At 63.6% G+C, this 24,852-nt stretch carries 25 protein-coding genes; 12 read left to right on the top strand and 13 right to left on the bottom strand.

Annotated features, from left to right (window positions below; translation table 11 throughout):
• Nucleotides 1-19: 19 nt before the first annotated feature.
• Genes LOY33_RS10315 through LOY33_RS10300 form a run of 4 tightly spaced genes read right to left on the bottom strand, consistent with a single transcriptional unit; the run spans nt 20 to nt 6,121 of the window.
• Nucleotides 20-1,246, bottom strand: a complete 1,227-nt coding sequence (locus tag LOY33_RS10315; RefSeq protein WP_043861755.1) for a hybrid sensor histidine kinase/response regulator — start codon at nt 1,244-1,246, stop codon at nt 20-22.
• On the bottom strand, nt 1,240-1,815 hold the full coding sequence (locus LOY33_RS10310; protein WP_043861754.1) for a chemotaxis protein CheB: 576 nt from the start codon (nt 1,813-1,815) through the stop codon (nt 1,240-1,242). Before LOY33_RS10310 ends, LOY33_RS10315 begins: the two co-directional genes overlap by 7 nt.
• Nucleotides 1,812-2,633: a protein-glutamate O-methyltransferase CheR gene (locus LOY33_RS10305; protein ID WP_043861753.1), complete on the bottom strand. Its 822-nt coding sequence runs from the start codon at nt 2,631-2,633 to the stop codon at nt 1,812-1,814. Before LOY33_RS10305 ends, LOY33_RS10310 begins: the two co-directional genes overlap by 4 nt.
• Complete coding sequence (locus tag LOY33_RS10300; RefSeq protein WP_258662555.1) at nt 2,630-6,121, bottom strand: response regulator; 3,492 nt, start codon at nt 6,119-6,121, stop codon at nt 2,630-2,632. Before LOY33_RS10300 ends, LOY33_RS10305 begins: the two co-directional genes overlap by 4 nt.
• Nucleotides 6,122-6,390: 269 nt before the next feature.
• On the opposite strand from LOY33_RS10300, the gene LOY33_RS10295 reads away from it, so the two are divergent.
• Nucleotides 6,391-6,750 carry a response regulator gene (locus LOY33_RS10295; protein WP_123753139.1) on the top strand — a complete coding sequence of 120 codons (360 nt, stop codon included), beginning with the start codon at nt 6,391-6,393 and terminating at the stop codon, nt 6,748-6,750.
• A 118-nt stretch (nt 6,751-6,868) separates the two neighbouring features.
• On the top strand, nt 6,869-8,182 hold the full coding sequence (locus tag LOY33_RS10290) for a glycosyltransferase (RefSeq protein WP_058540353.1): 1,314 nt from the start codon (nt 6,869-6,871) through the stop codon (nt 8,180-8,182).
• Here LOY33_RS10290 and cobF read toward each other — a convergent pair.
• Together cobF and LOY33_RS10280 are read right to left on the bottom strand one after the other, a co-directional pair.
• Nucleotides 8,151-8,888: a precorrin-6A synthase (deacetylating) gene (gene cobF / locus LOY33_RS10285; protein WP_043861749.1), complete on the bottom strand. Its 738-nt coding sequence runs from the start codon at nt 8,886-8,888 to the stop codon at nt 8,151-8,153. The genes LOY33_RS10290 and cobF overlap by 32 nt on opposite strands.
• Nucleotides 8,889-8,953: 65 nt before the next feature.
• Nucleotides 8,954-10,243, bottom strand: coding sequence for an OprD family porin (locus LOY33_RS10280; RefSeq protein ID WP_258662552.1), 1,290 nt, complete (start codon nt 10,241-10,243; stop codon nt 8,954-8,956).
• 358 nt (nt 10,244-10,601) lie between these two features.
• Between LOY33_RS10280 and LOY33_RS10275 the strand changes: the two genes are divergently transcribed.
• The 3 genes from LOY33_RS10275 (at nt 10,602) to LOY33_RS10265 (ending at nt 12,054) form a co-directional block, all read left to right on the top strand.
• Nucleotides 10,602-10,961: a histone-like nucleoid-structuring protein, MvaT/MvaU family gene (locus tag LOY33_RS10275; RefSeq protein WP_043861747.1), complete on the top strand. Its 360-nt coding sequence runs from the start codon at nt 10,602-10,604 to the stop codon at nt 10,959-10,961.
• Between the two features lie 219 nt (nt 10,962-11,180).
• Nucleotides 11,181-11,702, top strand: coding sequence for a lactoylglutathione lyase (gene gloA, locus LOY33_RS10270; protein WP_043861746.1), 522 nt, complete (start codon nt 11,181-11,183; stop codon nt 11,700-11,702).
• 103 nt (nt 11,703-11,805) lie between these two features.
• Nucleotides 11,806-12,054, top strand: coding sequence for a hypothetical protein (locus LOY33_RS10265; protein WP_054914310.1), 249 nt, complete (start codon nt 11,806-11,808; stop codon nt 12,052-12,054).
• An 84-nt stretch (nt 12,055-12,138) separates the two neighbouring features.
• Here LOY33_RS10265 and ahpF read toward each other — a convergent pair whose 3' ends face one another.
• From ahpF to LOY33_RS10230, 7 genes are all read right to left on the bottom strand, one after another.
• Nucleotides 12,139-13,701, bottom strand: a complete 1,563-nt coding sequence (ahpF, locus tag LOY33_RS10260) for an alkyl hydroperoxide reductase subunit F (RefSeq protein ID WP_236176158.1) — start codon at nt 13,699-13,701, stop codon at nt 12,139-12,141.
• Between the two features lie 117 nt (nt 13,702-13,818).
• Entirely contained in the window at nt 13,819-14,382 is a 564-nt protein-coding gene (gene ahpC, locus LOY33_RS10255; protein WP_043861743.1) for an alkyl hydroperoxide reductase subunit C, read from the bottom strand.
• 218 nt (nt 14,383-14,600) lie between these two features.
• Complete coding sequence (gorA, locus tag LOY33_RS10250) at nt 14,601-15,956, bottom strand: glutathione-disulfide reductase (protein ID WP_088514405.1); 1,356 nt, start codon at nt 15,954-15,956, stop codon at nt 14,601-14,603.
• A gap of 98 nt (nt 15,957-16,054) precedes the next feature.
• Entirely contained in the window at nt 16,055-16,894 is an 840-nt protein-coding gene (gene galU, locus LOY33_RS10245; protein ID WP_043861741.1) for a UTP--glucose-1-phosphate uridylyltransferase GalU, read from the bottom strand.
• A gap of 195 nt (nt 16,895-17,089) precedes the next feature.
• Nucleotides 17,090-17,938 (bottom strand): c-type cytochrome, encoded by an 849-nt coding sequence (locus LOY33_RS10240; RefSeq protein WP_370409331.1) that lies wholly within the window; start codon nt 17,936-17,938, stop codon nt 17,090-17,092.
• Between the two features lie 62 nt (nt 17,939-18,000).
• Nucleotides 18,001-18,651: a cytochrome c gene (locus LOY33_RS10235; RefSeq protein WP_100632575.1), complete on the bottom strand. Its 651-nt coding sequence runs from the start codon at nt 18,649-18,651 to the stop codon at nt 18,001-18,003.
• A gap of 146 nt (nt 18,652-18,797) precedes the next feature.
• The gene (locus tag LOY33_RS10230) at nt 18,798-19,151 is read right to left on the bottom strand and encodes a hypothetical protein (protein ID WP_043861738.1); all 354 of its coding nucleotides are present in this window, start codon (nt 19,149-19,151) and stop codon (nt 18,798-18,800) included.
• Between the two features lie 155 nt (nt 19,152-19,306).
• Between LOY33_RS10230 and LOY33_RS10225 the strand changes: the two genes are divergently transcribed.
• The 7 genes from LOY33_RS10225 to LOY33_RS10195 all read left to right on the top strand — a co-directional run bounded on the left by LOY33_RS10225 (nt 19,307) and on the right by LOY33_RS10195 (nt 24,583).
• Complete coding sequence (locus tag LOY33_RS10225; protein ID WP_043861737.1) at nt 19,307-19,609, top strand: DUF1883 domain-containing protein; 303 nt, start codon at nt 19,307-19,309, stop codon at nt 19,607-19,609.
• A 4-nt stretch (nt 19,610-19,613) separates the two neighbouring features.
• Nucleotides 19,614-19,784 carry a hypothetical protein gene (locus LOY33_RS10220; protein ID WP_088514404.1) on the top strand — a complete coding sequence of 57 codons (171 nt, stop codon included), beginning with the start codon at nt 19,614-19,616 and terminating at the stop codon, nt 19,782-19,784.
• A gap of 26 nt (nt 19,785-19,810) precedes the next feature.
• The gene (locus LOY33_RS10215) at nt 19,811-20,884 is read left to right on the top strand and encodes a nitronate monooxygenase family protein (RefSeq protein WP_258662550.1); all 1,074 of its coding nucleotides are present in this window, start codon (nt 19,811-19,813) and stop codon (nt 20,882-20,884) included.
• A 78-nt stretch (nt 20,885-20,962) separates the two neighbouring features.
• On the top strand, nt 20,963-21,721 hold the full coding sequence (gene modA, locus LOY33_RS10210; protein ID WP_123753142.1) for a molybdate ABC transporter substrate-binding protein: 759 nt from the start codon (nt 20,963-20,965) through the stop codon (nt 21,719-21,721).
• Entirely contained in the window at nt 21,721-22,401 is a 681-nt protein-coding gene (modB, locus tag LOY33_RS10205; RefSeq protein ID WP_258662549.1) for a molybdate ABC transporter permease subunit, read from the top strand. Before modA ends, modB begins: the two co-directional genes overlap by 1 nt.
• A gap of 3 nt (nt 22,402-22,404) precedes the next feature.
• Nucleotides 22,405-23,493 carry a molybdenum ABC transporter ATP-binding protein gene (gene modC / locus LOY33_RS10200; protein ID WP_078481840.1) on the top strand — a complete coding sequence of 363 codons (1,089 nt, stop codon included), beginning with the start codon at nt 22,405-22,407 and terminating at the stop codon, nt 23,491-23,493.
• A gap of 52 nt (nt 23,494-23,545) precedes the next feature.
• Nucleotides 23,546-24,583 (top strand): DNA topoisomerase IB, encoded by a 1,038-nt coding sequence (locus tag LOY33_RS10195; RefSeq protein ID WP_058540361.1) that lies wholly within the window; start codon nt 23,546-23,548, stop codon nt 24,581-24,583.
• The last annotated feature ends 269 nt before the right edge of the window (nt 24,584-24,852 follow it).

Raw genomic sequence — 24,852 nt, 5'->3', positions numbered from 1 at the left:
TCGCTATACGACCCCGGCCTCACGCAGAGGTTGCCTGCTGCGCGCCACTTTCTTGCGGGCTGCGTACCAGTGGCAGGCGCACGCTGAATGTCGCGCCCTGGCCCTCGGTACTGCTGACCGTGATGCTGCCGCCATGGGCCAGCACGATCTGTTCGGAAATATACAGGCCCAGCCCCAGGCCGGCACTGCTCTGGTTGGAGCATACCCGCTCGAACTGCTGGAAGATGCGCTGCTGGTTCTCGGCACTGATGCCGATGCCATGGTCGCGCACCTGCACGCAGGCCATGCCCTGTTCCTCGAACACGCGCACCTGCACCGGCGACTTGGCGCCATAGCGCAGGGCGTTGGTGAGCAGGTTGGCGATCACCTGCTCGATACGAAACTCGTCCCAGTAGCCGACCAGTTCGGCGCCGGCCTGCAGGCTGATGCTCGAGTCGACCGCAGCCGCCTGGGCGGCGAAGTTCTCGACCAGGCCGCTGACCAGCTGGCACAGGTCGAACGATGCGGGCCGGATCGACAGCTTGCCGGTACGGATGCGCGACACGTCGAGCATGTCTTCGATCAGCCGGATCAGGCTGTTGATCTGGCGCTCGTCACGCTCGACCATGGCGTGCATCTTGTCCAGGGTGAAGGCATCGGCGTTGTTGCGCGCCAGGTGCAGCTTGCGCAGCTGGGTCTCCAGTATCAGACCGTTGAGCGGTGTGCGCACCTCGTGGGAGACGATCGACATGAAGTCGTCGCGCATGCGTACCGCGTGTTCCAGCTCGCTGCGCGTGACCTGCAGCTGCGCCAGCAGCAGCTCCTGCTCCTGGCGGCTGCGCTCCAGGGCCTCCAGCTGCTGGCCGAGGGCCTTGCGCTGGCGGTACAGGTCGATGAACACCGCCACCTTGCTCTTCACCGCCTGGGTGTCCAGCGGCTTGTGCAGGAAGTCCACCGCGCCGCTCTCGTAGCCCTTGAAGGCGTAGTTCATCTCGCGCGCCGCAGCGCTCACGAACACGATGGGAATGTTCTTGGTCTTTTCCGTACCGCGCATCATCTCGGCCAGTTCGAAACCGTTCATTCCGGGCATCTGGACGTCGAGGATGGCCAGCGCGAACTCGTGCTCGAGCAACAGCGACAACGCATGGTCGGCCGATTGCGCCTGGTACACGTTGCGGTCCGGCCCCTTGATCAGCGCCTCGAGCGCCAGCAGGTTTTCCGGCAGGTCGTCGACGATCAGCAGGTTTGCTTGGATATGGCTTAGCATGCACGTGGTTCCAGCTTGGCGAGCAATTGCCCGATGCCATTCAATGGGAGTATGTGGTCGGGCCGGTGCAGCGCCAGCGCCGCCTCGGGCATGACCGCGACTTGCGCCTCATGCGGGTCCTGAATCAGGGTAGTACCGCCGTGCTCCTTGATGCGCGCCAGCCCGCGCGCACCGTCTTCGTTGGCGCCGGTCAGCAACACGCCGACCAGGCCGTCGCCATAGGCATCGGCGGCCGACTCGAAGAGGATGTCGATCGAGGGCCGGGAAAAGTGCACGCGGTCCTCCTGGCTCAGGGACAGGCTGCGGTCACGCTCCACCGACAGGTGATAGCCGGGGCCGGCCACGTAGATCATCCCCGGCACCACGCTTTCCTTGTCGCGGGCCTCCTGCACGGGGCGCTGCAAGCGGCGGCTGAAGACTTCGGCCAGCTGGCTGTGGCGGTCGTCGGGCAGGTGCAGCACGCACAGCAGCGCAATGGCGTAGTCGGCGGGCAAGGCGGCAAACACCGTGAGCAGCGCCGACACGCCCCCGGCTGAAGCCCCCACCACGATCGCATCGGTGCCTTTCATGACTTTCGGTAGATCCGTTCTGGCTTGACCAGCGCGTCGAAGCGGTTGGCGTAAGCGGAAAAATCCAGGGTTTCCTTGCTGCCCAGCACCAGAAAGCCACGGTGGCACAGCGAGTCGTGAAACAGGCCGAAGGCCCGGTCCTGCAGGGTCTTGTTGAAGTAGATGAGCACGTTGCGGCACGAGATCAGCTGGGTTTCGGAGAACACGCTGTCGGTGGCCAGGCTGTGGTCGGCGAAGGTCACGTTTTCGCGCAGGCTGCTGTCGATGATCGCGTTGCCATAGGCGGCAGTGTAGTAGTCGCTGAAGGCCCGGCGCCCGCCGGCCTTCTGGTAGTTCTCGGTGTACTCGCGCATGTTCTGCATCGAGTAGATGCCCTGCTTGGCCTTTTCCAGCGAGCTGGGGTTGATGTCGGTGGCGTAGATGATGGTGCGTTCGAGCAACCCTTCTTCGCGCAGCAGGATGGCCATGGAGTAGACCTCCTCGCCCGTGCTGCAGCCGGCAATCCAGATCTTGATCGAGGGCCAGGTCTTGAGGTGCGGCACCACCTCCTCGCGCAGCGCGAGGAAGTGACCGGGGTCGCGAAACATCTCGCTCACCGGGATGGTGAGGTACTGCAGCAACTGCATGAACACACTCGGGTCGTGCAGCACCCGTTCCTGCAGGGCCGACACCGTGGCACATTCGAACTGGCGCACGGCATGCAGCACCCGGCGCTTGATCGAAGCGCCGGAATAGTCGCGAAAGTCGTAGCTGTACTTGAGGTAGATCGCCTCGATCAGCAGCCGGATTTCAATGTCGGTGTTACGTTCGATACTCAAATTCGCTCCAGTTGCGGCAGCCATACCCGAATCAGGGAGAACAGCCGGTCCAGCTCTATCGGCTTGGCCAGGTAGTCGTTGGCGCCGGCCTGCAGGCAGCGCTCCTGGTCATCCTTCATGGCCTTGGCGGTGACGGCGATGATCGGCAGCTTGCGCCAGCGCGGGTCCTTGCGAATGCGCCGGGTGGCTTCGTAGCCGTCCATCTCCGGCATCATCACGTCCATCAGCACCAGGTCGATATCGCTGACCTGCTCGAGTTTTTCGATGGCCTCGCGGCCATTGCGACCGATCTCCACGATCGCGCCCTTGTGCTCCAGCGCACTGGTGAGGGCGAAGATGTTGCGCACGTCGTCGTCCACCAGCAGGATCTTGCGCCCCTCGAACACCTTGTCGCGGCTGCGCGCGGTCTTGAGCATGCGCTGACGTTCATGGGACAGCGTGGACTCGACTTTGTGCAGAAACAGCGTGACTTCATCCAGCAACCGCTCGGGTGAGCGCGCGCCCTTGATGATGATCGAGCGCGAGTACTTGAGCAGGTCGGCCTCTTCGTCGCGGGTCAGGTTGCGCCCGGTGTAGACGATCACCGGCGGGAACGAGCGGATATCGTCGGCGGTCATGCGCTTGAGCAGCTCGTTGCCGAGCATGTCGGGCAGCTTGAGGTCGATGATCATGCAGTCGTAGATGTTCTCGCGCAGCAGCTCCAGGGCTTCCTGAGCCATGCCCACCGCGGTGATCTTGATGTCTTCGTCGCCGATCAGGCGGGCGATGCTTTCGCGCTGCAGGTCATCGTCTTCCACCAGCAGGATGTGCTTGAGCTTCTGGGTCAGCTTGGCTTCCAGGCGGCCGAACACGGCCTTGAGCTCCTCGCGGCTGGTGGGCTTGACCGCATAGCCGATCGCGCCCATGTGCATGGCCGCCTCGACACGGTCCTCGACCGAGATGATGTGTACCGGTATGTGCCGGGTGGACGCCTGCTCCTTGAGCCGCTGCAGCACGGTTAGGCCGGAATGGTCGGGCAGGCGCATGTCCAGCAGGATGGCGTCGGGGATGTAGCTGGCCGCCAGTTCGAAGCCTTCGTCGGCGGCCTGGGCCACCAGGCAGCTGTAGCCCAGCTCGTGGGCCAGGTCGAAGAGGATGCGGGCAAAGTTGGGCTCGTCCTCGATCACCAGGATGCAGCGGTTGCTGAACGGTGCCAGGTGACGGTCGTCGGCGAAGCTGGCCGCCGGCCGCGGGGCTTCGGCGGCCGGCAGCACGACGGGGGCCGCCACGGGCAACGGCGCGGCGGCGCGGGCCACCAGTGCCAGCGGCTGCGCCTCGACGCTCGGCTCGTACGACTCGGGCAGTATCAGGCTGAACACGCTGCCCTGGCCCAGTTGGCTTTCGACACGGATCTGGCCGCCCAGCAACTGCGCCAGGTCACGGGAAATCGACAGCCCCAGGCCCGTGCCTCCGTAGCGCCGGTTGGTGGTGCCGTCGGCCTGGTGGAAGGCTTCGAAGATGCTCTGCTGCTGGTTGTCGGCAATGCCGATGCCACTGTCGCGCACCGAGAACACGATGCCGGTGCCGGCCTGGTAGCCGATGGTCAGCGCCACCTGGCCGCGCTCGGTGAACTTCAGCGCGTTGGACAGCAGGTTCTTGAGGATCTGCTCCAGGCGCTGGCGATCGGTGAACAGGGTGGCCGGCACCTGCGGCTCTACGGTGACGCTGAAGGCCAGCTGCTTCTGCTGCGCCAGCGGCTCGAACAGGCTGCGCAGGCCTTCGGCCATGCGGCTGATGTGGGTGGTTTCGGCGCGTACATCGAGCTTGCCGGCCTCGACCTTGGCGATGTCGAGAATGTCGTTGATCAGGTTGAGCAGGTCGTTGCCGGCCGAATAGATCGACTCGGCGAACTTGACCTGCTCCGCGCTGAGGTTGTCCTGCGGGTTCTCGGCCAGCAGCTTGGCCAGGATCAGCGAGCTGTTGAGCGGGGTGCGCAGCTCGTGGGACATGTTGGCGAGGAATTCGGACTTGTACTTGCTCGAGCGCTGCAGTTCCTCTGCACGCTCCTGCAACTCGACCTGCACCCGGTTCAGCTCGCCGTTCTTGCGGTCCAGCGCATCGCGCTGCTCGGCCAGCGCGTCGGTACGCTCGGCCAGTTGCTCGTTGGTCTGCTCCAGCTCGGCCTGCTGCGTCTCCAGATGGGCCTGGGACTCCTTGAGCACCCGGGACTGTTCCTCGAGCTCTTCGTTGGCGGTCTTGAGCTCTTCCTGCTGCACCTGCAGCTCTTCGTTGAGCTGCTGGGTTTCGGCCAGCACTTCCTGCAGGCGCTGGCGATAGCGCGCACTCTCGATGGAGGTGCCCAGGTTGTCGGCCAACCGCTCGAGAAACTCGATGTCGCGGTCCTCCACTGCACGCAGAAAGCCCAGCTCGACCACACCATTGACCTGGCCGTCGTTGATCGCCGGAATCACCAGCACGTTGCGCGGGCACCCCTCGCCCAGCCCGGAGCTGACCTTGAAGTAGTCCTGCGGCACCTCGTCCAGGCGCATCAGGCGACGTTGCGCCACGGCCTGGGCAAGGATGCCCTCCTGGGCGCCGACGACCTGCTCCTGCCCCTGCTGCTCGCGGGAGAAGCCGTAGCTGGCCACGCGGCGCAGGCTGCCATGCTCGTCACGCACGTACACGGCCGCCACCACGCTGCCCAGGTAATGGGCGAAGAACTGCAGGATGTTGTTGCCCAGCATCGGCAGGGTCAGTTGCCCCAGCACCTGCTCGGCCAGACGCGATTGCCCGGCGCGCTGCCAGGCCTGCTGTTCGAGGCGCTCGGCAGCGCGCTGCTGGGCCTCCAGGTTGGCCGCGTAGTTGCTGGACAGGTTGAGCAGGTCGCGGCGGCCGATGTAGGCCAGCAATGCGCTGAGCAGCACCACGAAGGCCAGATAAAGGGAAATGGACCACTTCGTGGTGTTGCTGACCTGATCGTTGCGGGCAAGACGCAACTGTTGCTCCATCGCGACGAAATCGTCGAACTCCTTGCGGATCTCGTCGGTCAGGCGCTTGCCCTGACCGAGCTTGATGGGCGTGCGGTAGTCGTCATTGGCGCGGCGCAGGGCGATCATGTCCTTGCCGAAGTTGTTCCAGGCGGCCTGCAGGGCTTGCAGGCGGCTCAGGCGGTCGACCTGCTGCGGGTTGTCGGCCACCAGTTCCTTGAGCGTCTCGAGTTCGGCCTGTATGCGTGGCTTGGCCACTTCATAGGGGTCGAGGAACTGCTCGTCGCCGGTGAGCAGGAACCCGCGCATGCCGGTTTCCATGTCGATGGACAGCTTGACCGCCTCGTTGGCGTTGTTGATCACCCGGTCGGTGTGGGCGACCCACTGGATGACCGACAGCAGGTAGGCAATCACGGCGACGAAAACCACCGCACTGATCAGACCGACCCCCAGGGGCAGGCCGATGTTGCGGCTCAGCAGCTTGCGAAAGCTCTGCTGATCGGTCGAGGCTGGTTGACTCATTGGAAAGGCCCGAGCAAGTAGACGAACGAAAGAGTGTGACGGATTTTCGAGCAATTGTTCCAGTTTTCCGCCAGTTCAATGCCCGCAGCGTGGCGCCGTGCCCGTGTTGGCCGGGCATCGAGCCCGTATTTGAGCCAGTGCTGCGCCAAACGTTCCCTGTTTGGCCAGAGCCCGCTATGCTCACTGGCTGGTACGTTTGACGATCCAGGGAACTAAGCACCGCGTGCTGTTTACAGATAGTGTGTCACCCATTTTCACAGGATCCTGCCATGCCCGATAATCACCCTCTTCTGGTCGTCGAAGACGACACCATCGTGCGCATGCTGATGGTGGATGTGCTCGATGAACTGGGTTACCAGGTGGTGGAGGCCAAAGATGCCGAACAAGCGCTGCAAGTGCTGTGCGACCCGGACAAACCCCTTGCCCTGATGATGACCGATGTCGGCTTGCCTGACATGGACGGCAAGCAACTGGCGGGCAAGGCCCGCGAACTGCGGCCGCTGTTGCCCATCCTGTTCGCCAGTGGCTATGCCGACAGCTTCGATGTGCCCGAGGGCATGCACATGATCGGCAAGCCGTTCAGCATCGACCAGCTGCGCGACAAGGTGACCTCGATTCTGGCCCTCTAGGCGCGCCAGCTCCCGCACCGCTGTACCTGCGGGAGCCGGCCTGCCGCCGAAGAGGCCGAAACGGGTGGCCTGGATTCTGGTTTAATACGCCTTTTTTGCCCAAAGGCCCGCCCTCCCCATGCACCCAACCGCCCTCCACGTACTGGTCATCGGCTATGTCTGGCCCGAACCCCGCTCTTCGGCCGCCGGCGGGCACATGATGCAGCTGCTGGAGTGTTTTCTGGAGCGCGGCTGGCACATCACCTTCAGCAGCCCCGCAGCCATCGGCGAACACAAGGCCGACCTCGCGAGCCTGGGCATCGCCGAGCAGGCCATCGAGCTGAACAACGCCAGTTTCGACCGTTTCATCGCCGACCTTGCCCCCGACGTGGTGCTGTTCGATCGCTTCATGATGGAGGAGCAGTTCGGCTGGCGCGTCGAGAAGCATTGCCCGGCGGCCCTGCGCGTGCTCGAGACCTCCGACCTGCAGAGCCTGCGCGATGCCCGTCATCAGTTGCTGCGCCGGCGCCTGGCCGAGGGCCTGGACAGCAACGACTTTCGCGCGCTGTTCAACACCTCGGGCCCCGACCTGTATCGCCAGATGGCCGGTGCCGACCTGGCCCAGCGCGAACTGGCGGCGATCTACCGCAGCGACCTGAGCCTGATGATCTCGGATGTCGAGATAGACCTGCTGGTCAATGGCTTCGGCGTGCCCGAGGCGTTGCTGCACTGGTGCCCGCTGATGCTGGCGCCGCCCACCGAAGCCTTCAGGCCGTTCGCGGAACGCGAGCACTTTCTCAGCATCGGCAACTTCCGCCACGCGCCGAACTGGGATGCGGTGCTGTGGATGAAGCACAGCCTGTGGCCGATGGTCCGCCGTCGCCTGCCCAAGGCGCAGTTGCACATCTATGGTGCCTACACGCCGCCCAAGGCCACCGCGCTGCACAATGCTGCCGAAGGGTTTCACGTGATGAACTGGGCTGAGGACGCCCTGCAGGTGATGAGCGGCGCACGGGTGTGCCTGGCCCCGCTGCGCTTTGGCGCCGGCATCAAGGGCAAACTGACCGATGCGATGCTGTGCGGCACGCCCAGCGTGACCACCCCGATTGGCGCCGAGGCCATGCACGGCGACCTGCCCTGGCCAGGACTGGTGGCCGACACCGCCGAAGGGTTGGCCGATGCCGCGGCGCGGCTCTACAGCGAGCAACCGCGCTGGGAGCAGGCCCAGCGCGACGGGCGCCAGCTGCTGAGCGCCCGCTACGACAGGCGCTGGCACGGCCAGGCCCTGGTGCAGCGCATCGAACACACGCTGGCGCACCTGGATGAACAGCGCCTGTACAACTTCACCGGGGCCATGCTGCGCCACCATCACCACAAGAGCACCCAGTACATGGCCCAGTGGATCGAGGCCAAGAACCGGCCTAGCGGCGGCGCAGCAGATACGTGTCCATGATCCAGCCCTTGCGCGCGCGGGCCTGCTCGCGCTGCGCCAGGATCTGCGCCTTGACCTGCATCAGCGGCCCCTCGATCAGCAGCTCGTCGGCAGTGCCCAGGTAGGCGCCCCAATAGATGTGCAGGTGCGGATCGTCCAGTTCGGCAAAGGCGCATTGCCCGTCCAGCATCACCACCACGTTGTCGATGCCTGACTCATCAGCCAGGCGTCGGCCCGGCAGGATATGCAGCGGCTCGCCGATACGGTTCAGTGCAATGCGGTGAGCGGCCGCCAGGGCCTGGACGCTGCTGATGCCGGGGATGACTTCAAGGCTGAACGCCGGCTGCGCCACCCGCTCCAGAATGCGCAGGGTGCTGTCGTAAAGCGTCGGCTCGCCCCACAGCAGGAACGCGCCGCATTGCCCCTCGGCAAGCTCGTCGTGCAGCAGGCGCCCATACAGCGCAGCGCGCTGGCGGTGCCAGTCCTCCACGGCACCGACGTAGTCTGCAGCCGCCGCGTCGCGTTGCGGGTCTTCGACCTGCACCAGGCGATAGGGCCGGGTGACGTGGCGCTCCAGCAGCTCCTTGCGCAGGCGCAGCAGGTCGTCCTTGGCCGCGCCCTTGTCCAGCACGAAGAACACGTCGGCGCGGTTCAGGCTGTCGATGGCTTCGAGGGTGATCTGCCGGGGGTTGCCCGGGCCTATTCCAATCAGCAGCAGGTGTTTCATCGCAAGCTCTCCCTGGGGCGCGCGGCCATTGTCGGCCGGCCCGCGCCACTTGGCAAAGCCTGCGCCTACAGTACCGAGAAGTTGTAGCTGACGATCACCCGGGTCTCATCCATGTCGCGGGCGAATTTCTCGTAGTTGCTGCGGTAGGTGGAGTTGCGCAGGCGCACGCTGACGTCCTTGAAGGTGCCGCTCTGCACCTGGTACTTGAGTTCGCTGTCGCGCTCCCATTCCTTGCCCTGTGCCGGGCTGCCCGGCACCTTGACGTGATCGCCGCTGATGTAGCGGGTCAGGAAGCTCAGGCCTTCGAGCCCTACTGCCTTGAAGTCGTAGTCGTAGCGCACCTGCCAGGACCGCTCCTGGGCCGCAGCGAAGTCGTTGACCTGGGCGTAGTTGACCAGGTAGGGGTTGCTGCCATCGAGGTACGGCATGGCGTTCTCGCCGTACATGCGCTGCCAGCCGGCGCTGAGCTTGTGCCCGCCCAGGCTGTAGCCAAGCATGGCGCTGAATGCACGGTGGTCGATGTCGCCGGCACGGGCACGACCGATGTCGTCGCTCTTGATCAGGCGCAGGTCGGCCGAGAGGCGGCCCACGCTCAAGGGCTGGCTGGCCACCAGCCCGAGGAAATGCTGGCGATAGATGTTTTCGAGCTTGGCCACCTGGTACTGCGCGCTCAGGCGCTCGTTGAAGCGGTACTCCAGCCCGGCCGTGTCGAAGTGGTCGGCGCGGGTGTCGCAGGCATAGCGCTTGTTCTTGCAGTGCACGCGGATATCTTGCTGGTCGGTCGAATCGCGGGCGGTGTACTTGTCGAGCCGCGCGGCGCTGAAGGTGAGGTTGTCGACCTCTCTGGACGTCAGCATCGCGCCATGGAACATGGTGGGCAACAGGCGCCCGTCGTTGTACTTGAGCAGCGGCATGTCCGGCAGCATGGCACCGTATTTCAATACGGTCTGCGAGTAACGCACCTTGCCGGCCACACCCAGTTTTGCGTACTGATCGGCCGAATGGCGCGGGTTGTGGCCGCTGGAAGGCAGCAGCCCGCTGTTGCTGTCGGCCGGGCTGGAATCGAGTTTGAAACCCAGCATGCCCAGCGCATCGATACCAAAGCCCACGGTGCCCTGGGTATACCCGGACTGCGCGTTGAGTATGAAACCCTGCGCCCACTCTTCACGTTTCGACGCGCCCTGGGAGGAGGCGGTGTGACCGTCACGAAAGTCGCGATTGAAATACACATTGCGCGCCTCGATGTTGACACTGCTGTCTTGCAGGAAACCACTGGCCTGGGCCGAAACAGTAACGAGAGACAACAACGCGCCGACCACCGGGCGTTGGGCAATGAAGGGAGTTGGGGCACGCATGAAAAGCAGTATCCAGAACGAAGGGCAAGGTATCCATCAGCCCCGACGGGGCTGGGCAAGGGCCGCTGCACACAACTAGGCAGCGACCGCTTATTGTCTCCAAAGCGCTCTGGCACGGGCCATTGGACCATGGTCTAGAACAGATGCCGATGCGGTAATTAATTCTTTAGTGTGGCGAGCACTGTGCAATAAGAAAGTTCCGTAGTGTGTTGTCGTAAAAGTTTGATGTTTATCGCAGGGCGATTGACTACACTCTTTTTACTGTGTTGTTTGTTTTCTACCCGGTGACGCGGCATCAATAGCGGCCTCAAGCGGTTGCGCCGCGCACGGCCCTTACCGACCAACAGGAGAGATGACAGTGTCCAGACTTGCAGAGTTTCGTGCTGCCGAAAAAGCCCTTCAGGAACAGCTTGCTCAACTGGAGGCACTGAAAAAAGACGCCGGCCTCAAACGGGAAATCGAATTCGAGCAGAAACTTGTCAGCCTGATGAAAACCTATGACAAGGGCTTGCGCGACATCATCAATATTCTCGACCCGGCGGCCACTACGCGCCGGCCTGCCAGCGCGCCGAAACAACGCCGTGCGCGCGTGGTGAAAGTCTATGAAAACCCGCATACCGGCGAGCTGATCGAAACCAAGGGCGGCAATCATCACGGCCTCAAGGCATGGAAGCAGGAGTACGGCGCACAGACAGTCGACAGCTGGTTGCGCAAGTGAAACAGTACTTCACACTTTTTTCACATGTACTGGCTCAGGATGAAGACTGCTAAAGGATTAGCGCCCCATACGCCCGCTTCGGCGGGCTTCTAATTCTTGCGCCCCGTCAGGCCTTGCCGACGGGGCGCAAACCGTTTGCGCAATCGCTTCAGTTCCGTATCATTGCTCCCTGACTGTTTTGCTGGCGCGCCAAGCGCCGGCCCTATCTGCGGAGTGCCCATGAGCCTGCAAAACCTCGACACCCTCCCCGGCGTCACCGCGCAACCGGATGCCGCGACCCACAACTTCGTGTTCAACCACACCATGCTGCGGGTCAAGGACGTCGCCAAGTCCCTGGACTTCTACACCCGCGTTCTGGGCTTCAGCCTCGTGGAAAAACGCGACTTCCCGGAAGCCGAATTCAGCCTGTACTTCCTGGCGCTGGTGGACAAGGCGCAGATTCCGGCCGACCCGGCCAAGCGTACCGAGTGGATGAAGTCGATCCCGGGCATCCTCGAACTGACCCACAACCACGGCACCGAAAACGATCCCGCGTTCGCCTACCACAACGGCAACACCGACCCGCGCGGTTTCGGCCATATCTGCATTGCCGTACCGGACATCCGCGCGGCCTGCGAGCGCTTCGAACAGCTGGGCGTGAACTTCCAGAAGCGCCTGAGCGACGGGCGCATGAAGCACCTGGCCTTCATCAAGGACCCGGACGATTACTGGGTAGAGATCATCCAGCCGACCGAGTTCTGACAGCGGCCCCGGGGGCGCGCTCGTCGGCGCGCCGCCCCCGCGCACCTGGCTGTGGTATACCGGAGCTGATACCGGTTGAAGCCACCACAGCGAGGTAGCGCTCATGCACACCCTTGAATGTGTCCACCGCAACTACACGGTCACGGCAAACGTGGTCCCGCATGCCGGCATTCCCCTGCCGTTCGAAGTCGGATGCCGCATCACCTCCCCAGACAAGCACAGCACCCGGCGATTGTGTGCCCACGCGCCGCTGTTTCTGGCCGACCTGGAAAACGCCCAGCGCGCGTCGATTGCACTGGGCAAGTCGCTGGTCGACCAGCAACTGGACAAGGGCCGGTCGCTGTTCGAATAGGCCACGCAAAAGCCCTGACAGGCTGACCTGTCAGGGCTTTTGCGTTGTTGCACCGTCACAGGCCGGCAAGGCCGGCGATGCGCCTCAGGCCGGAGCGCTGGTACGGATCAGGTGGTCGAACGCTGCCAGCGACGCCTTGGCCCCCTCACCCACCGCGATCACGATCTGTTTGTAGGGCACCGTGGTCACGTCACCGGCGGCAAACACGCCCGGCACGCTGGTCTGGCCCCGCGCATCGACAATGATCTCGCCACGGGGCGACAGCTCGAGGGTGCCCTTGAGCCAATCGGTGTTGGGCAGCAGGCCGATCTGGACGAAGATCCCTTCCAGCGCGATGTCATGCTGCACGTCGCTGTTGCGGTCCTTGTAGCGCAGCCCGTTGACCTTCTGGCCGTCGCCCAGCACTTCGGTGGTCAAGGCGCTGGTGATCACGGTCACGTTGGCCAGGCTGTGCAGCTTGCGCTGCAGCACCGCGTCGGCACGCAACTGGCTGTCGAACTCGATCAGCGTGACATGGGCGACGATGCCGGCCAGGTCGATGGCCGCCTCCACACCGGAGTTGCCACCACCGATCACCGCCACACGCTTGCCCTTGAACAGCGGGCCGTCGCAGTGCGGGCAGTAGGCCACGCCACGGCTGCGGTACTCCTTTTCGCCCGGCACGTTCATCTCGCGCCAGCGTGCGCCGGTGGCCAGGATCACGGTCTTGGCCTTGAGCGTGGCACCGTTGGCCATGCGCACCTGGTGCAGCGCGCCGTCCTGGCCCGGCACCAGCGCATCGGCGCGCTGCAGGTTCATGATGTCGACGTCGTACTGCTTGACATGCTCTTCCAGCGCCGTGGCCAGCTTCGGCCCTTCGGTCTCCTGCACGGAGATGAAGTTCTCGATGGCCATGGTGTCCAGCACCTGCCCGCCGAAGCGCTCGGCAGCCACGCCGGTGCGAATGCCTTTGCGGGCCGCGTAGATCGCTGCTGCCGCGCCTGCCGGCCCACCACCGACCACCAGCACGTCGAAGGCGTCCTTGGCATTGAGTTTCTCGGCCTGGCGCTCGCTGGTGCCGGTGTCGAGCTTGGCGACGATCTCCTCCAGGCCCATGCGGCCCTGGCCGAACACCTCGCCATTGAGGTAGACGCTGGGCACTGCCATCACCTGGCGTGCCTCGACTTCGGCCTGGAACAGCGCGCCGTCGATGGCCACATGGCGCACGTTGGGGTTGAGTACCGCCATCAGGTTCAGCGCCTGCACCACGTCCGGGCAGTTCTGGCACGACAGCGAGAAGTAGGTTTCGAAGTTGAACTCACCCTTGAGCCCGGCGACCTGTTCGATCAGCTCGGCGCTCGCCTTGGAGGGGTGGCCACCGACTTGCAGCAGCGCCAGCACCAGCGAGGTGAATTCGTGGCCCATGGGGATGCCGGCAAAGCGCAGGCTGATATCGCCCCCCGGGCGATTGAGCGAGAACGACGGGCGACGGGCGTCGGCACCGTCCTCGCGCAAGGTAATCAGATCCGACAGGCTGGCGATTTCCCGCAGCAGGTCGTGCATTTCACGGGACTTCGCGCCGTCGTCGAGGGAGGCAACGATCTCGATCGGCTGGGTGACCCGCTCCAGGTAGGCTTTCAACTGAGTTTTAAGCGTGGCGTCCAACATACGGGCGATTCCTTTTCAAACGGTAGAAAAAACAACGCCCGGGCAGAGTCGCCCGGGCGTTTTGCGGGGCGGGACAGACTTCAGGTGCGGTGGCCCGCCCTCGGCTGGTTCACGGTCTTAGATCTTGCCGACCAGGTCCAGCGATGGCGCCAGGGTAGCTTCGCCTTCTTTCCACTTGGCCGGGCAGACTTCGCCTGGGTGGGCAGCGACGTACTGGGCAGCCTTGACCTTGCGCAGCAGCTCGCTGGCATCACGGCCTACACCGCCGTCGTTGAGTTCGACGATCTTGATCTGGCCTTCAGGGTTGATCACGAAGGTACCGCGGTCGGCCAGGCCGGCTTCTTCGATCAGCACGTCGAAGTTGCGCGAGATGACGTGGGTCGGGTCACCGATCAGCGGGTACTGGATCTTGCCGATGGTTTCCGAGGTGTCGTGCCAGGCTTTGTGGGTGAAGTGGGTGTCGGTCGACACACCGTAGATTTCCACGCCCAGCTTCTTGAATTCAGCGTAGTTGTCGGCCAGGTCGCCCAGTTCGGTCGGGCAGACGAAGGTGAAGTCGGCCGGGTAGAAGAACACCACGGACCACTTGCCCTTCAGGTCGGCTTCGGAAACAGGGACGAATTCGCCGTTGTGGTAGGCAGTAGCGTTGAACGGTTTGACCTGGCTGTTGATGATAGGCATCGGTGACTCTCCTCAGGGTTGAAAAACTTGATGGGAGAATCCTAACCATTCATCGCCGATAGCGCTCATTGGCAAAGCTGATGCTGGTGATTGGTTTTGGCTATAAAGCTCAGTTCAGATAGACGATTTATGTTGATGCGATCGCGGGCCAAGCCCGCTCCCACAAAGACCGTTGCAATCGCTGTGGGAGGGGGCTGGACCCGCGCTGGAGGCACCGCTTAGCGCGTAGGCGTACGCAGCGTCACGAACTCCTCCGCGGCTGTCGGGTGCACACCGATGGTTTCGTCGAACTGTTGCTTGGTCGCCCCGGCCTTGAGCGCGATGCCCAGGCCCTGGATGATCTCGCCGGCATCCGGCCCGACCATGTGACAGCCCAGCACGCGGTCGGTGTCGGCATCGACCACCAGTTTCATCAGGGTCTTCTCCTGCACGTCGGTGAGGGTCAGTTTCATTGGCCGGAAGCGGCTTTCGAAGATCTGCACCTTGTGCCCCGCCTCCAGCGCCTGCTCCTCGGTCAGGCCCACGGTGCCGATCGGCGGCTGACTGAACACCGCCGTCGGGATGTTCTGGTAATCCACCGGGCGATACTGCTCCGGCTTGAACAGGCGCCGCGCCACGGCCATGCCTTCGGCCAGGGCCACCGGAGTGAGCTGCACGCGGCCGATCACATCGCCAATGGCCAGGATCGACGGCTCGTCGGTCTGGTACTGGTCATCGACCTGCACGTAGCCGCGCTTGTCCAGTTGCACTTCGGTGTTCTCAAGCCCCAGGTTATCGAGCATGGGGCGCCGGCCGGTGGCGTAGAACACGCAGTCGGCAATCAGCTCGCGACCATCCTTGAGGGTCGCCTTGAGGCTGCCATCGGGCTGCTGGTCGATACGCTGGATGTCGCTGTTGAACTGCAGGTCGAGACCGCGTTTTTCCAGCTCTTCCTTCAGGTGCGTGCGCACTGCGCCATCGAAGCCGCGCAGGAACAGGTCGCCCCGGTAGAGCAAGCTGGTCTTGGCGCCCAGCCCCTGGAAGATTCCGGCGAACTCCACCGCGATGTAACCACCCCCCACCACCAGCACACGCTTGGGCAAGGTCTTGAGGTAGAACGCCTCGTTGGAACTGATGGCCAGCTCGCGCCCGGGGATGTCCGGAATCTGTGGCCAGCCGCCGGTGGCGATCAGGATGTTCTTCGCGCTGTAGCGCGTGCCATCCACCTCGACCTCATGGGGCCCGGTGAGGCGGCCATGGCCTTCGAGCAGGGTCACGCCACTGTTGACCAGCAGGTTGCGGTAGATGCCGTTGAGCCGCTCGATTTCACGGTTCTTGTTGGCGATCAGCTGTGCCCAGTCGAACTGTGCATCTTCCAGCGACCAGCCGTAGCCTGCCGCCTGCTCGAAGTCATCGGCAAAGTGCGCGCCGTACACCAGCAGTTTTTTCGGCACGCAGCCGACGTTGACACACGTGCCGCCCAGGTAGCGGCTTTCGACCACCGCCACTTTTGCGCCGAAACCGGCAGCAAAACGTGCTGCACGCACACCGCCGGAACCGGCGCCAATCACGAACAGATCAAAATCGTAGGCCATATCAGTCTCCTTGGCAGGCCGCCAGCATACCGCCAGCCAGGCCCATAAACAAAAAAGCCACCCGAAGGTGGCTTTGTGACGCAACCGACCGAGTGAACTCAGTAGGCCTTGCCGGTCTTGTAGAAATTTTCGAAGCAGAAGTTGGTCGCGTCGATGTAACCCTCGGCGCCACCGCAGTCGAAACGCTTGCCCTTGAACTTGTAGGCAATCACGCAGCCGTCCTGGGCCTGCTTCATCAGGGCGTCGGTGATCTGGATTTCACCGCCCTTGCCCGGCTCGGTCTCTTCGATCAGCTTGAAGATGTCCGGGGTCATGATGTAGCGGCCGATGATCGCCAGGTTCGACGGGGCGTCTTCCGGCTTTGGCTTCTCGACCATGTTGCGTACACGGTACAGGTCGTCGCCGATCAGGTCGCCGGCGATCACACCGTACTTGCTGGTTTCCTGCGGGTCGACTTCCATGATCGCAACGATGGTGCAGCGGTACTGCTTGTACAGCTTGACCATCTGCTTGAGCACGCCGTCACCGTCGAGGTTGACGCACAGGTCGTCGGCCAGCACCACGGCAAACGGCTCGTCACCGATCAGCGGGCGACCGGTCAGGATAGCGTGGCCCAGGCCTTTCATTTCGGTCTGGCGGGTGTAGGAGAACGAGCACTCGTCGAGCAGGCGACGAATACCGACCAGGTACTTTTCCTTGTCGGTGCCCTTGATCTGGTTTTCCAGCTCGTAGCTGATGTCGAAATGGTCTTCCAGAGCGCGCTTGCCGCGGCCGGTGACAATGGAGATTTCGTTCAACCCAGCGTCCAGCGCTTCTTCAACGCCGTACTGGATCAGTGGCTTGTTCACCACTGGCAGCATTTCCTTTGGCATGGCTTTGGTTGCTGGCAGGAAGCGGGTGCCGTAACCGGCTGCCGGGAACAAGCATTTCTTGATCATAAACGTCCTTAACAAGGGGCTGTGCGGTACGAAATTCGGCGCAGTCTAATCAGGCGGCGATGCGCTTACAATGCCCCCGTGGCCCGGCCGAATGAATGATAGAGAAAAACTCAGTGTAGATAGTTCCCGCAGGTTGCAAATAATCCGCGTATCCAGGCCCGCAGGCAGGCCTGTATACGCGGATGGGCGAGCGTTCTAGCCGCCTGTGCCCTGCCCGATCAGCACCCCGTCGACCTTCTGGCCATAGAGGTTGACGCCGTCATTGGCGTGGAACTTGAGCCGGGTTTTTTCCACCGAGCCTTCGACCAGGCGCGGGTCCTGAGGGCGCTCATGCGCGTTGATGAAGGCCGCCACGTCCCAGGCCTGCTGGTCGGTCAGCGTGCCTGGCTTGCCCAGCGGCATGTTGTGCTTGATGAACGAGGCCGCCGTGTTGATGCGGTGCATGCCGGCACCCCAGTTGTAGGAGTCCTTGCCCCACAGCGGTGGCATCACGTAGTCCTTGGCCACCTTCTGGCCCTGGCCGCTGTCGCCGTGGCAGATGGCGCACTGCTGCTGATACACCTGGGCACCGCGCTTGATGTCATAGCCCTGCGCAGGCTTGTCGACCTCCGGGTAGCCACGCCCCGGTGTCTCGACGCCGATCGGTGCCTTGCTCGCCAGCCAGTAGGCATACACCGACAACGCCGTCATCTCGGGGCTGTCGGCCGCCGGCGGCTTGCCGTTCATGCTGAACTGGAAGCAGCCCTGGATACGCTCGGCAAAGGTGTTGACCTTGTCGTTTTTCTTGCGATAGGCAGGGTACATCGGGTAAGCCCCCCACAGCGGCGCCGAATGCGCCAGCCGTCCCTGATCCAGGTGGCAGTTGCTGCAGTTCAGGCCGTTGCCCACATACTCGGGGGCCAGGCGCTTGGTGTCGACGAACAGCGCATAGCCGTCGCGCACCATCTTGCCGAAGGCGTTGTCGGGCAACTCGCTTTCGGCGGGGGGCTTGAAGCTGGCCGGCGTGCTGGCCGGCGCCACTTTCAGTTGCGACTGGTCTTCCATGGCGATCGGGGCCGCCTGAACGCCGCCCATGAACAGGGTCAGGGTAGTGAGTAGCAAGCGATTCATTGGGCGGCCTCCTGGCTGGCGCGGGTGGCAAAGTATTCAGCCAGCGCCTTGACCTCGGTATCGGTCAGGGCTTTGGCGACACCGACCATCAACTGGTTAGGGTCGTTGCTGCGCCGGCCGTCGCGCCATGCGTCAAGTTGCCCGGCCAGGTAGCTGGCAGGCTGGTGGGCCAATGGCGGAAAGTGCTCGCCTACCCCCACACCACCCGGCCCGTGACATTGCACGCACCCGGGGATGCCTCGGCTCCAGTCGCCGTAAAGCGCCAGCGACTCGACCGGGTCGGTTGCCATCTGCTGGCGACGGGTATCAGGGGTGGGCGGTACCGGCATTGCCGCCAGCGTGGCGCTGATGGCGCTGATCTCGGCGTCGCTCAGGGCCTTGGCCAGCGGCTCCATGATCGGCTGCTTGCGGCTGCCGTCACGAAAGTCCTTGAGCTGTTTGCTCACATAGGCGGCCGGCAGGCCAGCCAGGCGTGGGAAGCCGGCGGCGGCCATGCCCAGGCCATCGGGGCCATGGCAGCTCATGCAGGCCATGGCAGAGGGGTTCTCCCCTCCCTGGGTGAATATTTTCTGGCCATCGGCGGCAGTGGCGGCTTGCATTGAAAGCAACAGCAGGCTGCCTATCAGGATTCGATCCAGTGGGATCATCACGGACTCCATTTTTCTTGTTATAAGCTTAGACTTATAAAATATAAGCCTACCGATACTAGGCCTATCCGGCCAGCGCTACAACGCGGGCAGGCACAGAAAAATGCAGGGACAACCACTGAATCGTTTAAACGCGGCTCACGCAATCACTTGGAGATGCACACGCTCACAGCCGCTTTGACATCCCCCGGGCGCAGGGGAAAATTGCTCAACCGCTCATGCAACTTGACCGCGCTGCCACTCGAGCGCTCGCTGATCTCCAGCACTGCAGCCGGGGACTTGTCCGAGAGCTTCTGCGGAACCACCACGCGCAGGCCGCTACCCCGCTCCTCGATGGTCAGCGGGCCACGGCTATCAGCCAGTTTTTGCTGAACGCAGGTGGCAAACTCGCGTGGCGACTTGCCCGAGATCACGCTCATGGTCTCGGGGCTCTGTTCGATTTCGGCTACATTGGCACAACCGGTCAGCGCAACTGCCAGCGCTGGTACAACCCATTTCATCGGTACCCCTCCATAAAAAACCGTTGGACCATGGCCAGGCCGATTTGCTCCCTGGATTGGCAGTTTTATCTCTGGCCTTGGCACTCAGCCCCACAGTGTAACCCGACATCGTGCTATCGTTTTGATTTGCCAAAAGATCCCTTGCGGAGAGCGACATGAAATTCGTACACCAGCGCGAGCACCTCAATGAAGACGACATCGTCGTCATCCACTGCTCCCAGCGCTGCAATATCCGCCTGATGAACGATGCCAACTTCCGCAGCTTCAAGAATGGCGGCCGGCATACCTATCACGGCGGCGCCTTCGTCGACTTCCCGGCGAAGATCACCGTGCCCAGCGACGGCTTCTGGAACATCACCATCGACACCGTTGGCCCCCGTGCCCTGTCGGCGGTAAGCAAGCCGACCTTCACCCACACGATCAAGATCATCCGCCGTTCGTCGTCGAAGCTGAGATAACCCCATGAGCGAAAACATCAAGTACGTCATCAAGTACAACCTCGACGGCGAGCGTCGTTTCGACTTCGCCGTGCTCAGCAGCACGGCGCCACAGCAGGTCGAGGAAGCCTTGCGCAAACTGCACGGCGAAGACTTCAGCAAGATCACCGATATCAAGGTAAGCAAGGCGCTGTAACCCACGCCCACACAAGGAGCCCCGCGATGAGCCAATGGCCGGACCCACGTATCCTCGACCTGCTCGGTATCGAGTTGCCCATCATCCAGGCACCGATGGCGGGCGCCACGGGGTCGGCCATGGCCATCGCGGTCAGTAACGCCGGGGGGCTGGGCTCGCTGCCATGCGCGATGCTCACCCCCGAGCAGATAAGCCAGGAGATCGCGACCTTCAGCCAGGCCAGTCGCGGCCCGCTCAACCTCAATTTCTTCTGCCATCGGCCACCCGCCACCGATGGCGAACGTGCAATCCGCTGGAAGCAGGCACTCAAGCCGTACTACGAAGAAGTGGGTGCCGACTTCGGCGCCACCACCCCGGTCTCCAATCGCGCGCCCTTCGACGAAGCGGGCTGTGCCTTGGTGGAAGACTGCAAGCCTGCAGTGGTGAGCTTTCACTTCGGCCTGCCTGCGCCCGAGCTGCTGGCGCGGGTCAAGGCCAGCGGGGCCAAGGTACTGTCCAGTGCCACCACGGTCGAGGAAGCACGCTGGCTCGAAGCCCATGGCTGCGACGCGATCATCGCCATGGGCTATGAAGCAGGTGGGCACCGCGGCATGTTCCTGAGCGATGACCTCACCACCCAGATCGGCACCCTGGCGCTGGTGCCCCAGGTGGCCGATGCGGTCAAGGTGCCGGTGATCGCGGCTGGCGGCATCGGCGATGCCCGCGGTGTTGTGGCGGCCTTCGCACTGGGCGCCTCGGCCGTTCAGGTGGGCACCGCCTACCTGTTCTGCCCCGAGGCCAAGGTGTCGGCCGCGCATCGCCAGGCACTGCACAGCGCACAGGCCAGCGATACCGCGCTCACCAACCTGTTTACCGGGCGCCCGGCACGCGGCATCAATACCCGCATCATGCGTGAGTTGGGCCCGATGAGCCCCCTGGCCCCTGCCTTCCCCCTGGCCGGCGGCGCCTTGATGCCCCTTCGCGCCATCAGCGAGCCGCAGGGCAACAGCGATTTCAGCAACCTGTGGGCCGGCCAGGCGCTGCGCCTTGGCCAAGCCCTGCCGGCGGCCGAACTGACGCGCCAACTGGCAGAAAAGGCGCTGGCATTGATGTCACGGTAAAACAGATCTTTCCGTTTGTCGGGCAATCGCTATATATTCCAATGCATAACGATTACCTCATGCACATGGAGCTGTTTGATGAGAATGCGCGCCCCTCGTTTTGCCCTGACCGCCGTATTCGGCCTGCTGACCCTCAACAGCGCCTGGGCCGATGAAGTCCAGGTGGCCGTCGCGGCCAACTTCACCGCGCCCATCCAGGCTATTGCCAAGGATTTCGAAAAGGACACCGGTCACAAGCTGGTCGCCTCCTTCGGCGCTACCGGGCAGTTCTACGCGCAGATCAAGAATGGCGCGCCCTTCGAGGTGTTCCTGTCGGCCGACGACACCACCCCCGAAAAACTCGAGAACGAAGGCGAAACCGTCAAGGGCTCGCGCTTTACCTACGCCATCGGCACCCTCGCGCTGTGGTCGCCCAAAGCGGGCTATGTGGATGACAAGGGCGAAGTCCTGAAGAAAAACGACTACAAGCACCTGTCCATCGCCAACCCCAAGGCCGCGCCCTACGGCCTGGCCGCCACGCAGGTACTGGCCAAGCTGAACCTGACCGAGGCCACCAAGGGCAAGTTGGTCGAAGGCCAGAACATCACCCAGGCGTTCCAGTTCGTTTCCACCGGCAACGCCGAGCTGGGCTTCGTGGCGCTGTCGCAGATCTACAAGGACGGCAAGGTCAGCAACGGCTCGGCCTGGATCGTGCCGGCCAACCTGCACGACCCGATCAAACAGGACGCTGTGATTCTCAACAAGGGCAAGGACAACGCCGCCGCCAAGGCGCTGGTCGATTACCTCAAGGGCCCCAAGGCCGCTGAAGTGATCAAGTCGTACGGCTACGAACTCTGATGCCACTGGAGGCCAGCGACCTGGGCGCCATCTGGCTGACGTTCAAGCTGGCGTCGCTGACTACCCTGATCCTGCTGCTGATCGGCACCCCGATCGCCTGGTGGCTGGCGCGCACGCGCTCCTGGCTGCGCGGGCCGATCGGGGCGATCGTGGCCCTGCCCCTGGTGTTGCCGCCCACGGTGATCGGCTTCTATCTGCTGATCGCCCTGGGCCCCCACGGCTGGCTTGGCCAGGCCACCCAGGCGCTGGGCCTGGGCACCGTGGTGTTCAGTTTCACAGGCCTGGTGATCGGGTCGGTGGTGTACTCGATGCCGTTCGTGGTGCAACCGCTGCAAAACGCGTTCAGCGCCATTGGCGAACGCCCGCTGGAGGTGGCTGCCACCTTGCGCGCCAGCCCGTGGGACTGTTTTTTCAGCGTGGTGCTGCCCCTGGCCCGCCCTGGCTTCATTACCGCGAGCATCCTGGGCTTTGCCCACACCGTCGGCGAGTTCGGCGTGGTGCTGATGATCGGCGGCAATATTCCCGACAAGACCCGCGTGGTTTCCGTGCAGATCTTCGACCATGTCGAGGCTATGGAGTACATGCAGGCCCACTGGCTGGCCGGCGCCATGCTGGTGTTCTCGTTCCTGGTGCTGCTGGCGCTGTACGCCAGCCGCCGCGGCAAGCCGGCCTGGAGCTGACCGATGAGTGCATTGATCCAGGCCCGGTTGCAGGTGGCCTTCGACGATTTCCGGCTGGATGTCGACCTGCAACTGCCCGGGCGCGGTGTCAGCGCCCTGTTCGGCCATTCGGGCTCGGGCAAGACCACCTGCCTGCGCTGCCTGGCAGGCCTGGAGCGGGCCGACCAGGCCTACATCGAGGTCAATGGCGAAGTCTGGCAGGATTCCGCACGCCAGTACTTCATGCCGCCCCACCAGCGCCCCATCGGCTATGTGTTCCAGGAAGCCAGCCTGTTCCCCCACCTGAGCGTGAAGAACAACCTGATCTTCGGCTGGCGACGCATCGCCCAGCACCAGCGCCAGGTCGGCCTGGAGCACGCCTGCGAGCTGCTGGGCATCAGCCACCTGCTCGCGCGCAAGCCGGACACCCTGTCGGGCGGTGAACGACAGCGCGTGGGGATCGCCCGTGCGCTGCTCACCAGCCCCAAGGTGCTGCTGATGGACGAACCCCTGGCAGCCCTGGACGGCCCGCGCAAACGCGAGATCCTGCCGTACCTGGAGCGCCTGCACGACCAGTTGCAGATCCCGCTGATCTACGTCAGCCATGCGCAGGACGAAGTGGCGCGCCTGGCCGATCACCTGGTACTGCTCGAACAGGGCAAGGTGCAGGCCAGCGGGCCGATCAGCCAGACACTGGCCCGCCTGGACCTGCCGCTGGCCCTGCAGGAGGACGCCGGGGTGGTCATCGAGGGCGAGGTGGACGCCCACGACGCGGCCTACCAGTTGCTGGACCTGAAACTGCCGGGCAGCGACCTCAGGTTGCGCCTCACCCACGAGGCGCTGGCCCCGGGGGCGCGCCTGCGGGTCAAGGTCCAGGCACGCGACGTGAGCCTGAGCCTGGCCGACGACAGCCGTTCGAGCATTCTCAACCGCCTGCCGGTGCGCGTGTGCGCGTTGCGCGCCGGTGACAACCCGGCGCAGATGCTGGTGAGCCTGGACGCCGATGGCACAGCCCTGCTGGCGCGGGTGACGCGCTACTCGAGCGACCAGCTGGGGCTGCACGAAGGCCAGCAGTTGTGGGCGCAGATAAAATCGGTGGCATTGCTGGGCTAACTTGCGCGAACGGCTGCTGTCCATCGTCAGAGCCCCTACGCGAGCGCCCAGCATGAGTGTCGACCTGCCCCCTTTGCCCAGTGGCCTGCATTACGTGGATGACAGCCGCCCCGGTTTCCATCGGCGCCTGCTGCGCAAGCACTTCGCCTATTTCGACGCGCACGGCCAGCGCATCACCGCACCGGATACCCTGGCCCGCATCAAGGCGCTGGCCATACCGCCGGCCTATACCGATGTATGGATCTGCGCCGACCCGCGCGGCCACCTGCAAGCCACCGGACGCGACGCACGTGGTCGCAAGCAGTACCGCTATCACCCCGACTGGCGCGAACTGCGCGACAGCCACAAGTACGACCGCATGCTGGCCTTCGCCAAACGCCTGCCGCGGCTGCGCAAGCAACTCGACGAGCACCTGGCGCGGCCCGGCCTGGACCGCGAAAAGGTCATGGCACTGGTGGTCAGCCTGCTCGACAACACGCTGATCCGCGTGGGCAACCGTCAGTATGCCCGCGACAACCGCTCCTACGGGCTGACCACGCTGCGCACTCGCCATGTGCAGGTCGAAGGCAGCGCGATACGGTTTCGCTTTCGCGGCAAGAGCGGCATCGAGCACCAGGTGACTCTCAAGGACCGTCGCCTGGCGCGCATCGTCAAGCGCTGCCTGGAACTGCCGGGCCAGGACCTGTTCCAGTGGCAGGACGCGCTGGGGCAATGTCACACCGTCGGTTCGGCGGACGTGAACGCCTACCTGCAGCAATTGACCGGTGCCGACTTCACCGCCAAGGACTATCGCACCTGGGCCGGCAGCGCGCTGGCGCTGGAGTTGCTGCGCGAGCTGCAATGGCAACCGGAAACCGAAGCGCGCCGACAGATCGTGGCCATGCTCAAGCAGGTGGCGTCGCGACTGGGCAATACCCCCGCCGTATGCCGGCGCAGCTATGTGCACCCGGCGCTGCTGGAGCGCTTCGTGCTGGGCGAGCTCCACGCGCTGCCACGGCCACGGGCGCGCCAACGCATGGAGCTGGCCGAGGTGGCCCTGGCACGTTTTCTCATGACATTGAATGCATGCGATAAGAATGAAAATCATTAACTAGCACATTAAATAACCCTACTTTTTAAACGCCACCGTTCCATAGAAAAAAGACATATCCCCCATCAGGCAGAGAAATTTCCCATATGCGTTGAAGCCCCCTATGCTTGCGTCCATGGGCGATACCGGTTGTGCGTAATTGCCCATCTGCCCAATCGGAACCTGTGACTAAAGACCTCAACAGAATCTTGTGCTCGGGGAATTAATTTCCATCGAATGCGTCTTTAATGAAGGGAAAGACGGCTGTGCCACCGCGCACACCCGGCCTG

The organism is Pseudomonas sp. B21-036, from assembly GCF_024748925.1.
In the GTDB taxonomy this organism is placed as follows: Bacteria; Pseudomonadota; Gammaproteobacteria; order Pseudomonadales; family Pseudomonadaceae; genus Aquipseudomonas; species Aquipseudomonas palmensis.
The sequence above is the reverse complement of the archived record's forward strand: the minus strand, read 5'-3'. Positions and strand labels throughout refer to the sequence as shown.